A 17221-nucleotide genomic window follows, 5' to 3' on the forward strand; every position below is an offset into this window, starting at 1 on the left:
TTAGTCTGAGAGTGGGTCATGAAGATTCCTGCTTTCTTGTTTAGCTAGTACTAACAAGAATAGGTCTTCATGGCCTTTTTGGTCTAGTCGTCAGGGTGTTGCACTTGAATTGTAAACTGGGGAAGTCTTTACTCTCATTGAAAGCCCTGAATTCGAAACGCTCAATATCAACGATGCCCTCACTTAACGATGCGTCAATCTTGACCCCAAACTCAACTTTGGCTTTCGCCTTACCACGCTGGAGCGGTCGAATATAAGGCTGTTGGAGACTAACAATCCGGTCTGCGACATGGTGAATCTTGTGTTCAAACATATACCATTGTTGGTCAAACAAGATTCGGATGACACCCAAGCGTACTGCTTGTTTGGCGGGTAAGATTGCCCCTGCATCAATGAATTCATTGATGTAGCGCAAGTCGCGACGGACGTATTGAAGTTGCGCTTTAACTTGCTTGTGAACGGATCGCTTTTGGCTCTTTGGATGGCGTGAGAAAGCCGTCCAAACTTGTTTGGCTTCACGCTTATACATGCGTGGATTAGGGACATTCAGTTGATGCGCCATGTCAATGGCCATGTCTTCAAGATTCTTACGGGCTTGATTGAGCAGCGAGGTATCTTGGGGATAGCGGATCTTCACCGGAATCGCTGTGGCATCCGTGATCATCACGTCAACCTTGAATGGCACCAAGGCTTCGATCTTGGCACGAAGCCAATCATTGATAATGTTTCTGACCAGTTCAGAGATATCCGCAATCCGTTTACGGAAGGTACACAAGCTGGTGTATGCGAAGGGCTTCTCTGCACGATATTCCGAGAGCCCGATGAAATACTGATAAGCCGGCGTATCTCGAATTGCGTCGACCACACCGCGATCGGTTAGTTTCATTCGATTCTGAATCAGTCCAGCGCCATAAAGCATCCGAAATGGTTTAGCCGCGCGCCCAGTACTTTTCTTGGAAAACTCCAATTGGTATGCCTCATCGAGTTCTTTCCACGGAAAAATATCGGCTAAGCGCACCCACTCATTATTTGGACTGAGCGGTGTACTCAGACCGCAACCAAAGGATTCAAAAGAGAGCTGGTGGGGACTTTGACGATAAACCATGGATAAAACCTCCGAGTGAATTTCATAAATGCATGGGAAATGTCCGAAAACCGAAATTTCGTATGCATTTATTATAAGACAGTAACGTCTTAAAATCACTAGTATCAGTCACTACGTGTTTTTGAACAGTCACTAAAATAGCCCCCAATATCTACATTATAGATATTGGGGGCTATTCTTTAAATGTTTTTGAGGGGTTATTTGTTAATTATAGCCCCTATACAAACATATTTTGTAAAAAGCCTTTTTTCTGTTCTTTCAACAAATCTAACTTACGTTGATGAAGAGCGATAGTGTTGTCTAACTGCTTGAAGAATGAACCCAACTGAGCTTGTTCTTCCGGCGAAGGTAACGTAATTTTTGTTTCCAAAATATTTTTGTTGTATAGTCGCTTGATGGTACTTCCTTCAAGTCCTTGCCATTTTACGATCGAGTAAAATTGTTTCAAAAATGAATTATCTAGCTGTTGATCATGCTTTAGCCAAACAATGTTGGAGTCTTGAAAATATTCGTCATCTCCTCGATACACAACAGTTCGGCCAATACTACCAGATGCTGAAATTAGTATGTCGCCTACTTCCGGGTATTGATACTTTGACTTATATTCTTCAAAAATATCACGAGATATAAAGGCGTCTGGTGTTCCACCAAACGTACCGATTTTATAAAACGGAATATCGCCTACATCGCTTGTTTGCTCTTTGAAGATGCGCTTATTCATCGCAACTGACCCCAAATCGCCCAACTTACGCTCTTCCCAAGCGTCAGCAAACCCTGCAAATCGCAATTCAGGAACTTTGGCCCCATTTTTAGGGAACATTTTTTGCAAGTAACCTTTTTTCTGTTCCTTGAGTAAATCTAACTTACGCTGGTTGACTGCGATGAGATTATCAAGTTGCTTAAACATCGTTCCAATCAATTCTTGTTCAGCTTGAGTAGGAGTTGTAACTTCCACGGCATTGATTGTTTGTTTCGACAATGATGGTACACCGGTAGACTCGTCGTATTTCTTCCAGTTAACTCGTTGAAAAATTGCATACAGAAAATTTATATCTTGTGTCCCCTTAGGTATCACATAGAACAACGTATCTACGGTCCAGTATGGAGCTCTTAGAATGTAGGGGGAGTTAATTGTACCTTTTCGCCCAATGCCAATGCCGTCTTCCTGAGATAAAGCCTGGTCGACACTTAGCATGTATCCGCCAGTTCCATAGACTGGAATGTCACCCTTGTTAAGGTGCTTGTAGTCCTTGCCACCGTTCACGCTAGCGATTTTCTTGATAGGACGCTTTTCCCAAGCGTCAGTAAATCCCCTAAACCGCATCCGCGGCTGCAGCTTCTCCTCCTTATTCCCCATCAGTCATCACCAGCTCTGCTTCAATGTAGTCAATACCACTGCGATTCAGCGAATCATCCTTGGTCGTAAAAAGCACGCACCTGCTCCAGAAATCCTTCACCTTGTCGTGCTGCCTAAGCCGCGTTTGCAATTCAGAGGCTTGGCCAATGTAGACCCCATCATCTGAGAGCAATAGGTAGACGCCCCAATAGGCGGTCTCTTTTTTCTGAAACAGCTGATTGATGCTATCTCGCGGGGAGACGAACATCGTACCATTCCAACTACTGTCTTGTACCGTTAGTAGGCCGTCTAGTGTCCCATCCTCCAACAATAATTCAATAATCTTCGCCGTCGCCATTGCTGCCAACTCCCAATCCAGTCTTACTGCGCGTCATCGTTTTCCAAGTCATCAGTCCAAAACTCGAAGTAGCCCTCGTAGTCATAAGACGCGTCAATTCCTTTGAAGAAGGCCTCCTTGGAAAAATCGCCCGTCAGCGCATTGAGAACTACGTACTTCAGTTCCCCGGAACTCACATGACTGCGAATCACCGCATTCATACTAATCGCTCTTGTCGATTCAATTCCAATTCACAAATTTTACCACTACCTCGTTTCAACATCATATCCAGTCAGATGCGGGGGGCGCCCGTTATCTTCGCAGAACGGGTAAGCGATATTCATGTCGGTGTACTTCTCGATAATCTGATCAAAATCAGTCTGTGGCTCCTTGTCGACATACACCAGCGAATTCATAGACGTCTTGAAACAAGAATTGATGAATTTTCGCGAGATCCTTAAAAGTTCCTACCTCAAATTCATCCAAGATACCGGTTTCAAACATCTGCTTTGCCCGGCTCCTTGTTAGAATCCCCCTCTTGCTTGCGCAACTCGGCCACATTGGTCAGTCCCAGTTTACTCTCAAGCATTTGCGCCGCCTCCTTCACAGTTTATCTAATCGCCGGCTGTCAGTCCAAAAACCGCATTATCGTACAACCAACGCTCAACAGCGCGGTTGCCAGTTAGATAATACTTAGTCAACAGGCTGAGGTACCAGTGCATTTTCGTGTCCGGAATGGCGATAATGCCGCAGTTGTTGCGATACATAATCAAGTTCGCGTAGATTAGCGCTGTTCGCTTATTGCCATCACTAAACAGCTGATGTTTGGAGAGGTAAAGCATGCTCTCAATCGCCAGCGCCGTTGCACTGGTGGCCCGTTTTGCTAACGCGTTCAGCTGTTCTGCGACCTCCTTAACATCTGGGACAGCAGGTACATAGTCTTCACCACTCAAGGGAATGAACACATCTCGCCGGCGTAGCTCCCCCGCGTCACTGGCGGTACCGCCTTGAACCAGCTGATTGATTCGCTTAATCTCTGCCAGGCTCGCAGGCGTTTGCGCCTTAACCGCTTGCACATAAGCGAACGCGTGCTTCATATTGAGGATGATCTCAACGTCTCGCGGCTTGACCCCTTCCACCGCCAGATTCTCGATAATGCTCTTCGTGTCCAGTCTGGTGGTCGGGAGGTTCTCGAACTTCCCAGCACTGTAAATCAGGCCATCGAGATTCTTCTCAAATAGAAGTTGCTCGTCTTCCGGCGTTAATTTGAACTTATCTTCCATTAGGCACCTCACATATCAATCACAGGATTATTTTAGAGTGATAATTCTTCTGGCGGTTAAGCAACTACGCCCAAACAGCAGAACGAAATCGTGGGTGGTAGGCCAAAACCCGAACTAAACAAACATCTTTTGGAGATAGCTTTGCTTCAATTTCTTTAGCAACTCAACTTTACGCTGGTTGACTGCGATGAGGTTGTCAAAGTGAGCGAAGAAGGTACCAATTTTGACTTGTTCTTCTAGATTAGGAATAGCTAACTCTTGTTTCAAGAAGTCCTTGGAAACTAAACTATTCATCATGGTAGCCTTTGTTGTAGACCTCATCAAAAGTCTTCCCATTATGGGTTCGTAGTGAATTGCGTATTTCCAGTAATTCAAGTCAAATTCAACAGTCGGACGAAAAACATCGAAAACATGGGAAATAATTCCGTCTCCAATATCGTTCTCTACAAAGCGGCCATAAGAGAAATTCTTGCTCTTATTGCCTTCGAAGGCAATATCACCTTTACGGAACACATTGTAAGTTTTCATATAGCTTTCATCTGATTTAGATTCGTCAGCTTTGAAATACATGTTAGCTACCGAGATAATCTTGTCTGTGCTGAACGACAAATCGTTCTTCTCAATGACCTTTTTGTATTGCGTCCCCAGCTTCCGCTTTTCCCAAACGTCAGTGAAACCAGTGAAGCGAACAGCAGGAATTCCGTTATCGCCAGACACGAACATTCGTTGCAATAATGCCTTCTTCAACTTTTGAAGATTATCGGTTCTACGCTGGTTGACTGCGATGAGATTATCAAGTTGCTTAAACATCGTTCCAATCAATTCTTGTTCAGCTTGAGTAGGAGTTGTAACTTCCACGGCATTGATTGTTTGTTTCGACAATGATGGTACACCGGTAGACTCGTCGTATTTCTTCCAGTTAACTCGTTGAAAAATTGCATACAGAAAATTTATATCTTGTGTCCCCTTAGGTATCACATAGAACAACGTATCTACGGTCCAGTATGGAGCTCTTAGAATGTAGGGGGAGTTAATTGTACCTTTTCGCCCAATGCCAATGCCGTCTTCCTGAGATAAAGCCTGGTCGACACTTAGCATGTATCCGCCAGTTCCATAGACTGGAATGTCACCCTTGTTAAGGTGCTTGTAGTCCTTGCCACCGTTCACGCTAGCGATTTTCTTGATAGGACGCTTTTCCCAAGCGTCAGTAAATCCCCTAAACCGCATCCGCGGCTGCAGCTTCTCCTCCTTATTCCCCATCAGTCATCACCAGCTCTGCTTCCATCGCCGCAAACTCAGCTTCGAGCTTCGCAATCTCAGCATCGACATCCTTAATCTCCTGCTTCACCGCAGCGATATCAATCGGCGCCTCTTCTTCGAACGTGTCGACGTAGCGCGGAATGTTGAGGTTGTAGTCGTTCGCCTTGATTTCGTCGAGGTCTGCGACATGTGCATACTTATCGACATCTTCACGCGCCTTGTAGGTCTCGACAATCTTATCGATATCCTCGTTACGCAAGAAATTCTGCTTCTTGACCTTCTCAAACCCTTGCGATGCGTCGATGAACAAAATATCCTTACGTGTCCGGTTCTTCTTGAGCACAAGCACAATCGTTGGAATCGAGGTGCTGTAGAACAGGTTTGCAGGCAGCCCGATAACGGCATCCAGCTGGTTCTTGTCGATAATCGCCTTGCGGATGGCGCCTTCCGCAGCACCACGGAACAGCACCCCATGCGGCAAAACAATTGCGGCCGTGCCATCCTTGTCCAAGTGATAAAGTGCGTGCAGCACAAACGCGTAATCCGCCTTAGTCTTAGGTGCCAGCTTGCCATAAGGTTCAAAACGCGGATCCTTCAACTTCCGGTCATCGTTATCCCAGTTAGCGGAATACGGTGGGTTTGCGACCACTGCGTCGAACATCTCAGGCCGCGACACCCCGTTCGTCTCCTGGCTCGGCCAGTCAGATTCAAGTGTGTCGGCGTTATGCAGCTGCATATTCTGGTAATCGACCCCGTGCATCATCAGATTCATCCGGGAAAGGTTGTAGGTTGTCGTGTTCAGCTCTTGGCCACTGAAGTGCACGCTGCCGCCGTTCAGTTCGTTCTGCACGGTCAGAAGCAGCGACCCGGAGCCCATTGTGGGGTCATAAACCCGGAATGGCCGGTCTGTCTTCGCACCCAAAGTGACAATCCGCGCCAAAACCTGTGAGACCTGGTGTGGCGTGTAAAATTCACCGGCCTTCTTGCCGCTGTCCGCCGCGAACTGCCCAATCAGGTACTCGTACACGCTCCCGAGCACATCGCGGCCGCCAGCGTCGTTCAGCCTAACTTCCTGCACCATCTGCATGATTCCGGCAAGCGCCTTGGCGCGCGCGTCGGTAGTCGTCCCCAACCGAGAGTTGGTGAGGTTCATGTCGTTGAAAATCCCGCGGAAATCAGCCGTCGCTTCTGGATTAATTTCGGCGTTCTTCTCAAAATCGTTGAACACATCCTGAAAATCGGAAGCCCGCAGCGCGTGATTCTCAATCTTATTAATCAGCGTCTTCCAGGTAAATTCTGGCCGAATCGCGTAGCCGAGCACGGCGGCGATATCTTGCAAGTAGTCCTCAATCTCGTCGACTGGCACACGCAGGAACGCGGCGTTCGGGTCCTCGCCGTCCTGGATATCCAGCAGATCCTGGTCAATCAGGTAGCTTTCCTGGTGACTCGATAGGTACTGATAAAACATAAAGCTCAAAATGTACGTCTGGAACTCCGACGGGCTCATGTTGCCGCGCAGTTCATTCGCCATTGCCCACATCTTCGTCTCAACTTGGTTAACGGTCATTGCTTCTTCTGTCATGGTTCAATTCTCCTCCATCTTATAAATCGTAAGTGTCGACAAGCCGATCCGCGAACTTCTTAATAGCCTCGCGTACCTGTTTCCGGAACTGTATCTTCTTGAGCGCCTGAATCTTCGGGTCGCTCGACATCTTGGCGTAAACGTCTTGGTTCGCGCGAATCACATCGGTTAGCTGACGCTCATTATCCATATCATCTGCGCCCTTGACATGCGGATGAATCAGCGCGTAAAAATCATCTGCGGTCGTGTTCAACAGGCCCCACTTCTTAATAAAATCGGCCAACTCAGCCTGTAACGTTACCTCGTTGTTGTGCTGCACCAAGTCATCCATCGAATCCGCGCTGACCGGGTACTTATCCGCCGCCAGTTCACCGCTCAACAGGCGCTTAGCCGCACGTCTTACATCTTCACCGTGCTTGCGGTCATCCATCTGCGACGCCTGCGTCTCCACCTCTTCGTACTTCAACTGGGCCTTGTCGCTGTCGCCTTCGTGCACGGCGTTCGCCAGTTCTGCCAGCAGCTCCATGAGGTAGTCGTACTTCACTTCGACGTCCTTCACGTGTATCAAGGTCAAATCGACGTCATACGCCTCGACATCATGGTCTTTGGCCACCCGATCACGTAATCCGCTTGCGATAGGCCCCATCAGCTTGCCTTCCTGGTCCTCGGTCAAACCGATATCGTCCAGAAGTTTCTCTGGGTGGTTGTAATCGTACTCCTTGCGCGTCTTCATCTGACTCACGAGTCCACTGTATTTCTGCAGCTTCTCCAGCAACTCAGCCTGTGCCAGCTCGCTGCCTGGGATCTCTGTGACTTCCTTCGTGAGCGACTTAATTTCCTTAACCAAAGTGGCGGTTTCTTCGACCAGCTTCTCGTACGGCTTGGCCAAAACCCCATCGTCTTCCATGCCGTCAATCACGGTCTGGACGTTTGCGGAATTGCGGTCAGAATATTTTGCCAGCGCCTCATTCATAAACTTCTCGCTCTGATTCGGCCACCGGTATGACACAATATTGCCGTACTCTTTGTACATATTGTTCTCGATGCGGTTCGTTCGTGAGTACGCCTGAATCAAGTTTTTCCCGCGCAGCACCCGGTCAACATACAACGTGTTCAGCATCGGCGCGTCAAATCCAGTGAGCAGCTGATCGACCACAATCACCAAATCCAGATACTGCTGATCCTTCACCGTCCGCCGCAGCCGCGCCACAACGTTCTCCGCATACTCGCGCACGTTGGCGGAATCGTACGAACCGCCGAACTCCTTGCTGTAATCCGCCATCACTCGCGACAGCGCGCTGTTCGTCGCCAGCATATTGTCGCCGTTGGAGCTGTCTGACGAAAATGTCACCGCAATCCGTAGCGGCATGCCGCGCTGCGCAATTTGCTTTTTAAACTCGTCATAATACATCATGGCCATCGGCGTCGACGCCTGGTTTCCGCCGACGTGGGTCGTAAATAACGCGCTGTAGCGGTAGTCCTGAGAACGGTTGCGCCAGTGATCCAGCACATCCTTCACCACCAGCTCGACGTGCTTCGGGTTGTTGTCGTACACCCCTGGCTTAATCATGTCGTCCATATCTTCCGGACTCATCTGTGAGATGCGATGCGCAATATCGGCCTCGGTCCACTCTGGGAAGGACTGCTTATAGAACTTCGGCAGGTAATGATCTTCCAGCTCCTGCTTGGGAATCGTCGTCTCAAAATCGACCGAGAACCCTAATACGTTGCGGTCCTTAATCGCGTCCTTGATGGTGTAGGTATGTAGCGGTATACCGAAAATCTCCTCGGTAGTAATCTCTTCATCGTCGAAACTAGGTGTCCCCGTGTAGCCGATCCACCCGGACTGCGGAAAAGCCTTCTTAATCCGCTTCATCATCTTCCCGGCCACAGACCTGTGCGCCTCGTCTACAATGAACACGTAATGCTTGTCAGGCGCCTTGAAATTCCCGCCACGCACCAACCCGTCCATCTTCTGAATTGACGTGACGGTAATACCCTTGGCGGCCCGAACGCGGCGCCTCAGCACATCCGTGTTCGCCGTGTCCGAGACAACGCCGCCCTTTCCTTCGTCACTCGAATCCGGATCATACGCAGCATAACTTTCTGCGGTCTGGTTTGTCAGCGCGACCCGGTCGACCATGAAAATCACGGCATCGACGTTTGGCAGCCGCTGCAGCAACCACGCTGCCTTGAAAGAGCTAATCGTCTTCCCGGAACCCGTCGTGTGCCACACATAACCGAGCTCCTGCTTGCCAAATGAGAAGTCGTACTGCTTGACCGCCTCAACGACGCGCTTGGTCGCATACATCTGATAAGGACGCATGACCTTCACCGCTTCACGCCCCGGCGTCCCGTCCAAAATCATGTAAGTAGTGGCCATGTAATGCGCCATCGGAATGTTCAAAAACAGATTGGCGAACTGCTTCCAGTCCATGACGACATTGTTGTCGTCATCCTGCCAGTTGAAGGCAAAATCCGTATTGAATTGCTCCAGCGTCGTGTTCGCCATGTAGCGAATATCGTGCGGCGTCATGCCCACCAGAATCTGCAACGTTGAAAAAATATCCGTGTACTGCCGCTCGGCAATGTACTGCTGCATCTGGTTCAGCGCTTCCTTGGCGCTCTTCAACTTCTCTTCGACCTGAATCAGCGGCAGCCCGTTCACCAGGAACGTCACATCAAAACGCCGGTGCTGCTTCCCGGGAATCACGGGGTCGCGCTCAATCTGGTTGACGACTTGATAAATCGTGTCCCCAGCGCCGACCTGCTTCTGGTCAAACACGGTCAGGAACGGCGTCGTCCCGTCATCGCGCGTAATCTGAATCTGGGACTTGCCGCCCAACCCGTACAAAAACTTGCCCGCGAGGTAAGGCGTGTCCAGATCGGAAATAATCTGCTGCACCTGCGCAAACTCGCCATCCGTTAACGCCGGGTCAATCTGCGGGTTATGTAGCGCCAAAATATCGCGGAAGTTGGCCCACAATTGCTCCGTATTCTTGATATCCGGGCGATACTCCCACTGCTTCGTCCCGCCAATATGTTGCGCAAACGAAAGAAATTCATCTTCAAACCGTAACTCCGACTTCAACATCACGCCCCCTCCTGTAACTTCGCATTCAACACTGCATTCGTCATCGCATGCCGCAATTCACTCCGCTTCGCATACAACTTCGCGAGCTCCAACGACACAATGTACATCCGCCCAATTGCCTGCTGCACCTTAAGCGGCGGCACCGTCATCTTCATATCCCTCAGCGTCCCCAGCGACAACCGAACAAGCGCGCTGCCCTGTTCACTCATAGCCTTTTGCCGCTGCGCTTCCTCGCTCTCGTTGAACCACCAAGCAAAATACTCCGGCAGCAGCGACTCACTGAGCGTCCCCGACAAGTAGTTCGTGTTCAACGTCAACGGCCGCTTCGACTCCGGCACCGGCATCGCCGTCTGCGGCACTAGCGCAATCACCACCTGACCAAGTTTCACAGTCGGAAGCGTCTCGTCCGTCTTGAGGTACTGCACATCCGAATCCCGCGTGCTATAAACCTGATACTTGCCATCAACGTCGTCAAACTCGCCAAAACCACGTAGCCGGTTGACCGGCAACCCTGATCCCAGCTCAATCAGGTTCCCCAACTTCTGATTTTTATAGCTCATGGTCTACCTCCTTGTTCGTACTCACTAATTACTAAACGCAAACAGAATACTATACGCCTAACAAATTGTCAACATATTATTGAAATTTAGTTCATTTTTTTATGTTCGTAGTACAAAATTACGAATAAACCAGGGAGGAAAAAGGCCGCCTGGGCCCGCCTCTGCACTTAAACTCTCCCTATATAAGCAAGAACTGGCTTGCCGCCAGCTGCCGACCTCAAAGCCCTGGAACCAAACCGCCAACTTTTTTCACGTCCCCAGTTTACAATTCAAGTGCAACACCTTAGCGACTAGACCAAAAAGGCCATGAAGACCTATTCTTGTTAGTGCAACCAGACAAGAAAGCAGGAATCTTCATGACCCACTCTCAGATTAACACTCACAAGCACTACCAACAACTCAGTCTTAGCGACCGTGCTACAATTCAGGCCCTTCGGCTACTGGTGACACCGCGACCGTGATTGCACAGAAGCTTCATCGCAGTAAAGCGACAATCTCACGGGAAATCACGCGTGGATCTGTAACTCAGCTCGACTCGAAGCGTCACTCGCATCAAGTCTATCTTGCGGAAACTGCCCAAGCCATACACGACCGCAAACGCGACAGAACCGGACACCACGCTTTTCTCAAAACCGGCCGTGCGTTCTTCAAAGCTCTCACCAAGGAGCTTACCCGCAAGCCTCGCGTGCACAGCGTTGATAGTTTCGTACACTTCTATCGCGACCAGGGTAAGTCTTGCCCTTCAACGACTACCGTGTACCGCTACATCGATGCCGGGCTGCTTGAACTAGACAACATGATACTCCCCAAGAAGCTCCGACGCCGCGTCAAAGGTTATAAGAACGCCCACAAACGCAAGAACAAGAAGATATACGGCGACTCAATCGAGCTGCATCCTGCGGCCGTGAATGACCGTACAGGCGTGGGACATTGGGAAGGCGACTTGGTCAAAGGTTATTCGTTCGGCTGATGAGCCAGCGCTGATGACGCTCACAGAACGGTACAGCCGAACTGAAATCATCGTTAAGATACCTGACTATCATGCGGACACCTGCCTTAAAGCCTTGCAGGACACGATCAACGATTACGGTGCCAAGGAGTTTGAGAGTATCACATTTGACAATGGTTCCGAGTTCGCCAAGCTGTCGGAGATCGTTGGAACCCAGATCTATTTTGCTCATCCATACTCGCCTTGGGAGCGCGGCACTAACGAGAACACCAACGGACTACTCAGGGAGTACTTCCCGAAGGGAAAGTCCCTCAGGGACGTTACGCTGGTTGAGATCCAAGCAGTCCAATCAGCACTGAACCATCGTCCCAGACGTATTCTGAACTATCTTCGACCATGCGATTACTACCGACGCATGGCTTAACAACCTAGACCACTATCAAGGATTCGTTATCATCGTTGCACTTGACTTGAAAATTGAGGCACGGGAAAATATCGGCTAAGCGCACCCACTCATTATTTGGACTGAGCGGTGTACTCAGACCGCAACCAAAGGATTCAAAAGAGAGTTGGTGGGGACTTTGACGATAAACCATGGATAAAACCTCCGAGTGAATTTCATAAATGCATGGGAAATGTCCGAAAACCGACATTTCGTATGCATTTATTATAAGACAGTAACGTTTTAAAATCACTAGTATCAGTCACTACGCGTTTTTGAACAGACACTAATTAGTAGCTACGGCGATGTGCCCTGATGAATTGGTATAAACCGGATTTGAATTTCTCATTGGTTTTTATTTCGCAAGAGTGCCGTGATACCAGCATTGTCCTGGGTTGTATACAATGGCGATCCGGGTCGTTGTAGCGAATTCTTGCGGCGGCATTGGTGAGCCTGCAACACATTACCAATTATTCTGAAGACAATAAAAAAACGCCAGCCGCTGCTACTCGGCTGACGCATGGTTGATGATTTATCTTTTTCAGGACTTTCTGCTTACAAGGGCAGTTTAACATGCCGCTGCGGCGGTGAATACGGGCAAATTTACACTTTTCACGGTTTTGCCGTCAGCGTCGCCGTTCTGAGGACTGGCACAGCATTTAATCAGAGAAAACCCGCATAGAGCACTACTAGTTCAGTAATATAGCTCCATTGAGACAACTAGATCGACTGTAAGCTGCCACCGGCGTGGCTCCTTGACGCTCTTGTAGTCCTCGCGTTCACCCTTGATATACTCGACTGCATCGGCGTCATCAGCATACTCATTGAGCAAATAGTCAAAGAGCTCTGACCAGCTCATCGCTTTTTGCTTATCCAGACTTAAACCATACTGTGCCATGATTGGTTGCCCCTTTTCTAGAGTTGTAATGGTTTGGCTCGATGAGATTGTTGTGACAGCTTATTAGGCCTTATCAGCAACCACGATTGTCTCTCTACCAATGTGGTGTGAGTTGGGATTAAACGCGCCGTATTTGCTAACAACTGCATCACCAATCTCCGATTCAAGCTGGTGAACATCGGCCGTCGTTGCGACGTCTAGCGGAATCACGACCGCCCCTTTTACGTAAGCGTTGATTTTGGTTTCAATCGCCTCAAAGAGGTCGGTGACCTCGGCGTCATAGTCATCACCGTATTGCAGCCGAGCAATTTCATCAGCCCGACTTATCCAGATGAACCCGATACGACCGAAAGAGATTGCCACGGTCCGACGTCTGCGGGTCGAATTTGGTCCGGCCGACGACGATGATTTTGTCGTCCTGCCCTACTTCGATCCAGACATAATGGTATTCACCGTTTGCTGTGTGCAGGTCTTTGAACTGATCAAGGTCGAAGTTGCCCTTGTCGAGGCCCTCAAACCAGAAAATCCGGTCATGCGCGATATAGGCTTGGGCCTCCGCTGGCAGGTCTGCCAAGAGCCAATTTTTTGGCTCTGACATGTTGAGTTGTGTGACAAGTGCGGACATTGAAGCAATGGACTTTGCAGGCTGGGATGTCATGATGCTTGCCTCCTTGGCGGGGTCCCCTACTGGCGCGCGTCATCAGAATGCGAACCTTTATCTGCTGAAAATTGGTTGTGGGTGCTCCGCCCGACTGAGATGTCGGCAGCTGTGCATTACAGAATACAATAATACTAGAATACTTTAATACAATAATACCGGAATACATTAATACAATAATACATTTACGTAAGTAAAGTCCTAAGCCTTATCGCGCTTGGTGGCGACGCCGTTTATGATGTCGTAAGTGCGCTGCTGATCTGGGCGCAGTGACTCCAGTTTTTGGGTGATAAGCTGATCTAAAAGCGTGTTCACAGTGTCAGCTTCGCCAAGCGTCACCAGCGAATTGAGGGCGTTGCGGGTTGTCACCGAGATCCGAATTGAAGTCGTCTTTTCGGCAGGCTTCTTTTTCGGAGCAGCGGTTTCCTTGACGCTTTGAATGATTGACTCGCGGTCGACCTGGTTTTCGACCTCGACACCGCCTGGCGTGTGGCGCAGGAGCGATTTCCCGGTCTTTTGAGCTGGCTTTTTTTCAAGCATTCCCATACTAGTTCGCCTCCAGACGCTGGATCATTTCTTCGGCGACGGCTTTGTAGGCGTTGTGAACCTTCTTATCCCACATGTCCTTCGGGTTGTCGGTGATACCCGTCATATCGTAGCGCTTGATGCGTGACTGAATGAGGATGTGATGCTCGAAGATGTTCTCAGTGCCAAATTCGTCGATGGCGGCTTGTAGCACCGCTTCATCGACCGGCGCGCGGCGTTCGGTCAGCACTGGCAAGATGCCGAGGATATCGAGTGGCGCGTTGTAGCGGTCAATCATGAAGGACTGCATGTACTTCACGAACTGCTCGGCCCCAGTTAACGCGCGTTCCTGGGTTTGGAGCACGACAATCAGCTGATCGCAGGCGTAGAACGCGGTATCGTTGGTTGGCTGAAGCGTTGGCGGCACATCGATGAAGATGAAGTCGTAAGCGTCGCGCAGCGCGTCAACATACGGCCGGAACGAGGTCACCTGCTCTTTTTCCGTTGGATACTTGGAAGTTAAAAAGTTACCATAGATGGAAAAGTCGACCGCATTCGGCACTAGGTCGAGGTTGTCGCTGATTGAGATCATGATGTCTTTAAGCGGCTTGTCTTCGGTGATGGCAGTCATCAGCGAGGTTTTGATGGTTGCCGGCATGTCATTGTGCAGGCTCGCGTAGGTTTTGATCATCAGCGCGGTCAGGTTGGCTTGCGGGTCAAAGTCGATCATGCAGACTTTGTGGCCGGCTTTAGCAAGGCTCCAAGCCACGAGCGCCGTGGTTGAAGTTTTACCGACGCCGCCCTTAAAGTTCGCGAAAGATAAGACAGTAGCAGTCATTTGGTTAGTACCTCCGTTTTTGTATTCTGTAATACATCCAAGGAGATTATACCATGTGTGTTGCTACTTGGGCGATTGAGTTCAAACTGTATTCTGTAATACATGTATTCCGGAATACAATAATACATTGTCTGAAGACATCGGTGGAAAATCTGGTTGTAAATCTGAATCCCTATTTGAAAGCTTCAGTGTTCCTTTGGCTTTGTATTAAAGTATTCCAGAATACATTAATACTTGTAGTATTGTATTCCGCGTCACTGAGAATACATGTATTCGATAATACAGGATTCCCTAGGCTATTGCGTTATAGCGTTGTTTCCCAGATACTGATATGTAAATGAAGACACAAAAAAACACCACCGACGGCAATCGGTAGCGCCCACAAAAATAGTTATCAAGTTATTGTCATTTTAACCCCGTTTGGGATCGATGGCAAGGGTGCGCGGTGTTTTCTGCTTTTTGCGTACACTCTTCGCCCAAGGGCCCAGTATACGCAAAAGCGGTACTGGGCCTTTGTTGTATCTCAACAACGGGAGCGAGTAGGATGCGCAAGACCGATGCAGCCGATGCAATCAAGACTATTCTAGGCGAAACCTTATCTACCCGACGCTACAAGCATTCAGTGTTGGTGCCAGACGGGACTGCCCGGAAAAACGGGGCGGTTTTTGTGTGCTGGAGCAAGGACTTGCTGCGGGCAGCGCAAGGAGTCGTGATGACTTCTCAAGAGGCCGTACTGGATGCAGATGGCGCTTCACACTGGACACCTAATGTTTTTCGCTACGGCACTTACGAGCAGCGAGGGCCCAAGTTTGGCACCATTCGCGGGCACATGGAAAGGAACCTCAAGGCAATCACTACATTTGTCGTTGATGTCGATTATCCTGCCGGTGAAAAGCCTGATTACGCTGATTTTGATAGCAGTTGCTTTACCATTCAGCAAGGTGAGGCGTTGTTTGAGCCAACCTATATCTTGTCGACTCCGCATGGCTATCAGGCTTACTACGTGATGGCGGCACCGGTTTGGATCCGGCGTAGTGAAGATGGGCGATACCCAGCTTTGGCTTCGGCAAAACGCGTCTCACAAGCGATTCGGACTGCGGTGGCTAATCAGAATGTCTATACGGACACTGGGGCCAATGATTTTGGTTTCTTTCGGCTACCATCGAGCGATAACCTGGTCGAGGTTGATGAAGATGCTCGGCCGACGTTTGCTGCGCTGCAAGCATGGTCGATGGCAGTTGGTGGGCGACAGCAAGCTGCGCCAGCCAAGCGGGTCACTGATCAGGTACATACACAGTGGTTTGAAGCATTGACTCAGGCTCGGGTGCCATGCGCGCAGGGGAGCGGTTACGGGCGTAACAATACACTTTTGACGCTATGTCTGGCCCAGTATGCTTCTGGCGTATCTGAAGCGGAAGCATTCGACTACGCCGATCAGTGGTCCAGTTTTCAGCACCAGCCGTTGCGTGACAGTGAAGTGCGGGCCATCGTGCGCTCTGCATATTCTGGGCGTTATCAAGGCGCGAACATGAGCTACGTGCGGGAACTGTGCGAGCGGTATGCGCCTGACACCATCATTAAGAGTGGGGCGCAGGCGTGGTCGCATTTTCGCAAGCCACGCGCCCAGCGGCAGTACTCCCATCAGCAAGAGTGGGCCCAGGATCTGCTACGGCTTGCTGAACGGTCGACTGACCGCGTGCATGGGCATGCGCGGTTTACTTATTTGCAGTTGCAGCAGGCGCTTGGCATCAGCCGGCAGTCATTAGTGCGGCTGCTGAACGAGTTAGCTAACCGTGCGCAGATGAGTATTCGCCGGGTGCGGGGACGCAATGGTGGGGTTTATTTGGCGACGGCGCGGATGATTGCGCAGTATGTTCAGAGTAAGAAGGGGACTGCGCAGCATAAGCCAGAACGGTTGGTGACGCAAGCTGAGCCGGTGCAGATGAACTTGCAGATTGTAGGGATTTTTGACGGGGTTATGCGGCATATTAAATGGTCTCAATCGCCAATACATATATCTAGTTAGGCCATTTTGGGTGCCTCCGTTAGGTGCTGGTTGTTCCTACCCTGGCGTGCTAGGCTCTTGTTAGCGTGGCTGTGTTTCTATCTGGGTTTGATTATTTTTGATTTGCAGCAGCAATATTTGGAGGGGTAAGACGTGAAGATTGTGTTTATGGTGGGCAATTGTAAATGGCGGTCATAAAATGTAGGAAAACCGACAATTCTGCATTCGTAAATTGCAAGAACAAGTTAGCCAGTCGTTGAGGACAATCCCAGAACAGGCCGTTATCAAATAGAAGTTGTGGTGCTAGAGAGACTACTGGGCCATGCGGCGAACGCGCCGAGCTTCGGCC

14 protein-coding genes and 2 pseudogenes are annotated in these 17221 nt (G+C 49.6%); 2 read left to right on the forward strand and 14 right to left on the reverse strand.

What is annotated here, in order from left to right; all coding sequences use genetic code 11:
• Positions 1-121 precede the first annotated feature (121 nt).
• From LE416_RS12845 to LE416_RS12885, 9 genes and pseudogenes are all read right to left on the reverse strand, one after another.
• Positions 122-1105, reverse strand: a pseudogene (locus LE416_RS12845) (IS5 family transposase); the annotation flags it as partial.
• A 217-nt stretch (positions 1106-1322) separates the two neighbouring features.
• A complete protein-coding gene (locus LE416_RS12850) occupies positions 1323-2462 on the reverse strand; it encodes a restriction endonuclease subunit S (protein WP_225049376.1) in 1140 nt (379 codons plus the stop codon).
• Positions 2452-2799: a GIY-YIG nuclease family protein gene (locus tag LE416_RS12855; RefSeq protein ID WP_225049377.1), complete on the reverse strand. Its 348-nt coding sequence runs from the start codon at positions 2797-2799 to the stop codon at positions 2452-2454. Before LE416_RS12855 ends, LE416_RS12850 begins: the two co-directional genes overlap by 11 nt.
• Positions 2800-2822: 23 nt before the next feature.
• Positions 2823-2999 carry a hypothetical protein gene (locus tag LE416_RS12860; protein WP_225049378.1) on the reverse strand — a complete coding sequence of 59 codons (177 nt, stop codon included), beginning with the start codon at positions 2997-2999 and terminating at the stop codon, positions 2823-2825.
• Between the two features lie 393 nt (positions 3000-3392).
• The gene (locus tag LE416_RS12865) at positions 3393-4061 is read right to left on the reverse strand and encodes a Fic family protein (RefSeq protein WP_225049379.1); all 669 of its coding nucleotides are present in this window, start codon (positions 4059-4061) and stop codon (positions 3393-3395) included.
• A gap of 114 nt (positions 4062-4175) precedes the next feature.
• Positions 4176-5321, reverse strand: coding sequence for a restriction endonuclease subunit S (locus tag LE416_RS12870; protein WP_225049380.1), 1146 nt, complete (start codon positions 5319-5321; stop codon positions 4176-4178).
• Positions 5311-6888 carry a type I restriction-modification system subunit M gene (locus LE416_RS12875; RefSeq protein ID WP_225049387.1) on the reverse strand — a complete coding sequence of 526 codons (1578 nt, stop codon included), beginning with the start codon at positions 6886-6888 and terminating at the stop codon, positions 5311-5313. The genes LE416_RS12870 and LE416_RS12875 overlap by 11 nt, the downstream gene beginning before the upstream one ends.
• A gap of 34 nt (positions 6889-6922) precedes the next feature.
• Positions 6923-9997, reverse strand: a complete 3075-nt coding sequence (locus tag LE416_RS12880) for a type I restriction endonuclease subunit R (RefSeq protein WP_225049381.1) — start codon at positions 9995-9997, stop codon at positions 6923-6925.
• Positions 9997-10557 carry a restriction endonuclease subunit S domain-containing protein gene (locus LE416_RS12885; protein WP_225049382.1) on the reverse strand — a complete coding sequence of 187 codons (561 nt, stop codon included), beginning with the start codon at positions 10555-10557 and terminating at the stop codon, positions 9997-9999. Before LE416_RS12885 ends, LE416_RS12880 begins: the two co-directional genes overlap by 1 nt.
• A 356-nt stretch (positions 10558-10913) precedes the next feature.
• On the opposite strand from LE416_RS12885, the pseudogene LE416_RS12890 reads away from it, so the two are divergent.
• Positions 10914-11930: pseudogene (locus tag LE416_RS12890) on the forward strand (IS30 family transposase).
• 712 nt (positions 11931-12642) lie between these two features.
• Here LE416_RS12890 and LE416_RS12895 read toward each other — a convergent pair.
• The 5 genes from LE416_RS12895 to LE416_RS12915 form a co-directional block, all read right to left on the reverse strand.
• Positions 12643-12846, reverse strand: coding sequence for a hypothetical protein (locus LE416_RS12895; RefSeq protein WP_225049383.1), 204 nt, complete (start codon positions 12844-12846; stop codon positions 12643-12645).
• Between the two features lie 63 nt (positions 12847-12909).
• A complete protein-coding gene (locus LE416_RS12900; protein WP_225049384.1) occupies positions 12910-13209 on the reverse strand; it encodes a hypothetical protein in 300 nt (99 codons plus the stop codon).
• Positions 13160-13504, reverse strand: a complete 345-nt coding sequence (locus tag LE416_RS12905) for a hypothetical protein (RefSeq protein ID WP_225049385.1) — start codon at positions 13502-13504, stop codon at positions 13160-13162. The genes LE416_RS12900 and LE416_RS12905 overlap by 50 nt, the downstream gene beginning before the upstream one ends.
• Positions 13505-13705: 201 nt before the next feature.
• Entirely contained in the window at positions 13706-14050 is a 345-nt protein-coding gene (locus tag LE416_RS12910) for a DUF5388 domain-containing protein (RefSeq protein ID WP_016383917.1), read from the reverse strand.
• 1 nt (position 14051) lies between these two features.
• On the reverse strand, positions 14052-14867 hold the full coding sequence (locus LE416_RS12915; RefSeq protein ID WP_003583182.1) for a ParA family protein: 816 nt from the start codon (positions 14865-14867) through the stop codon (positions 14052-14054).
• A 544-nt stretch (positions 14868-15411) separates the two neighbouring features.
• Here LE416_RS12915 and LE416_RS12920 point away from each other — a divergent pair.
• Entirely contained in the window at positions 15412-16893 is a 1482-nt protein-coding gene (locus LE416_RS12920) for a primase C-terminal domain-containing protein (protein ID WP_225049386.1), read from the forward strand.
• Positions 16894-17221: the final 328 nt, after the last annotated feature.

This window comes from Lacticaseibacillus kribbianus (assembly GCF_020180945.1).
Lineage (GTDB): Bacteria > Bacillota > Bacilli > Lactobacillales > Lactobacillaceae > Lacticaseibacillus > Lacticaseibacillus kribbianus.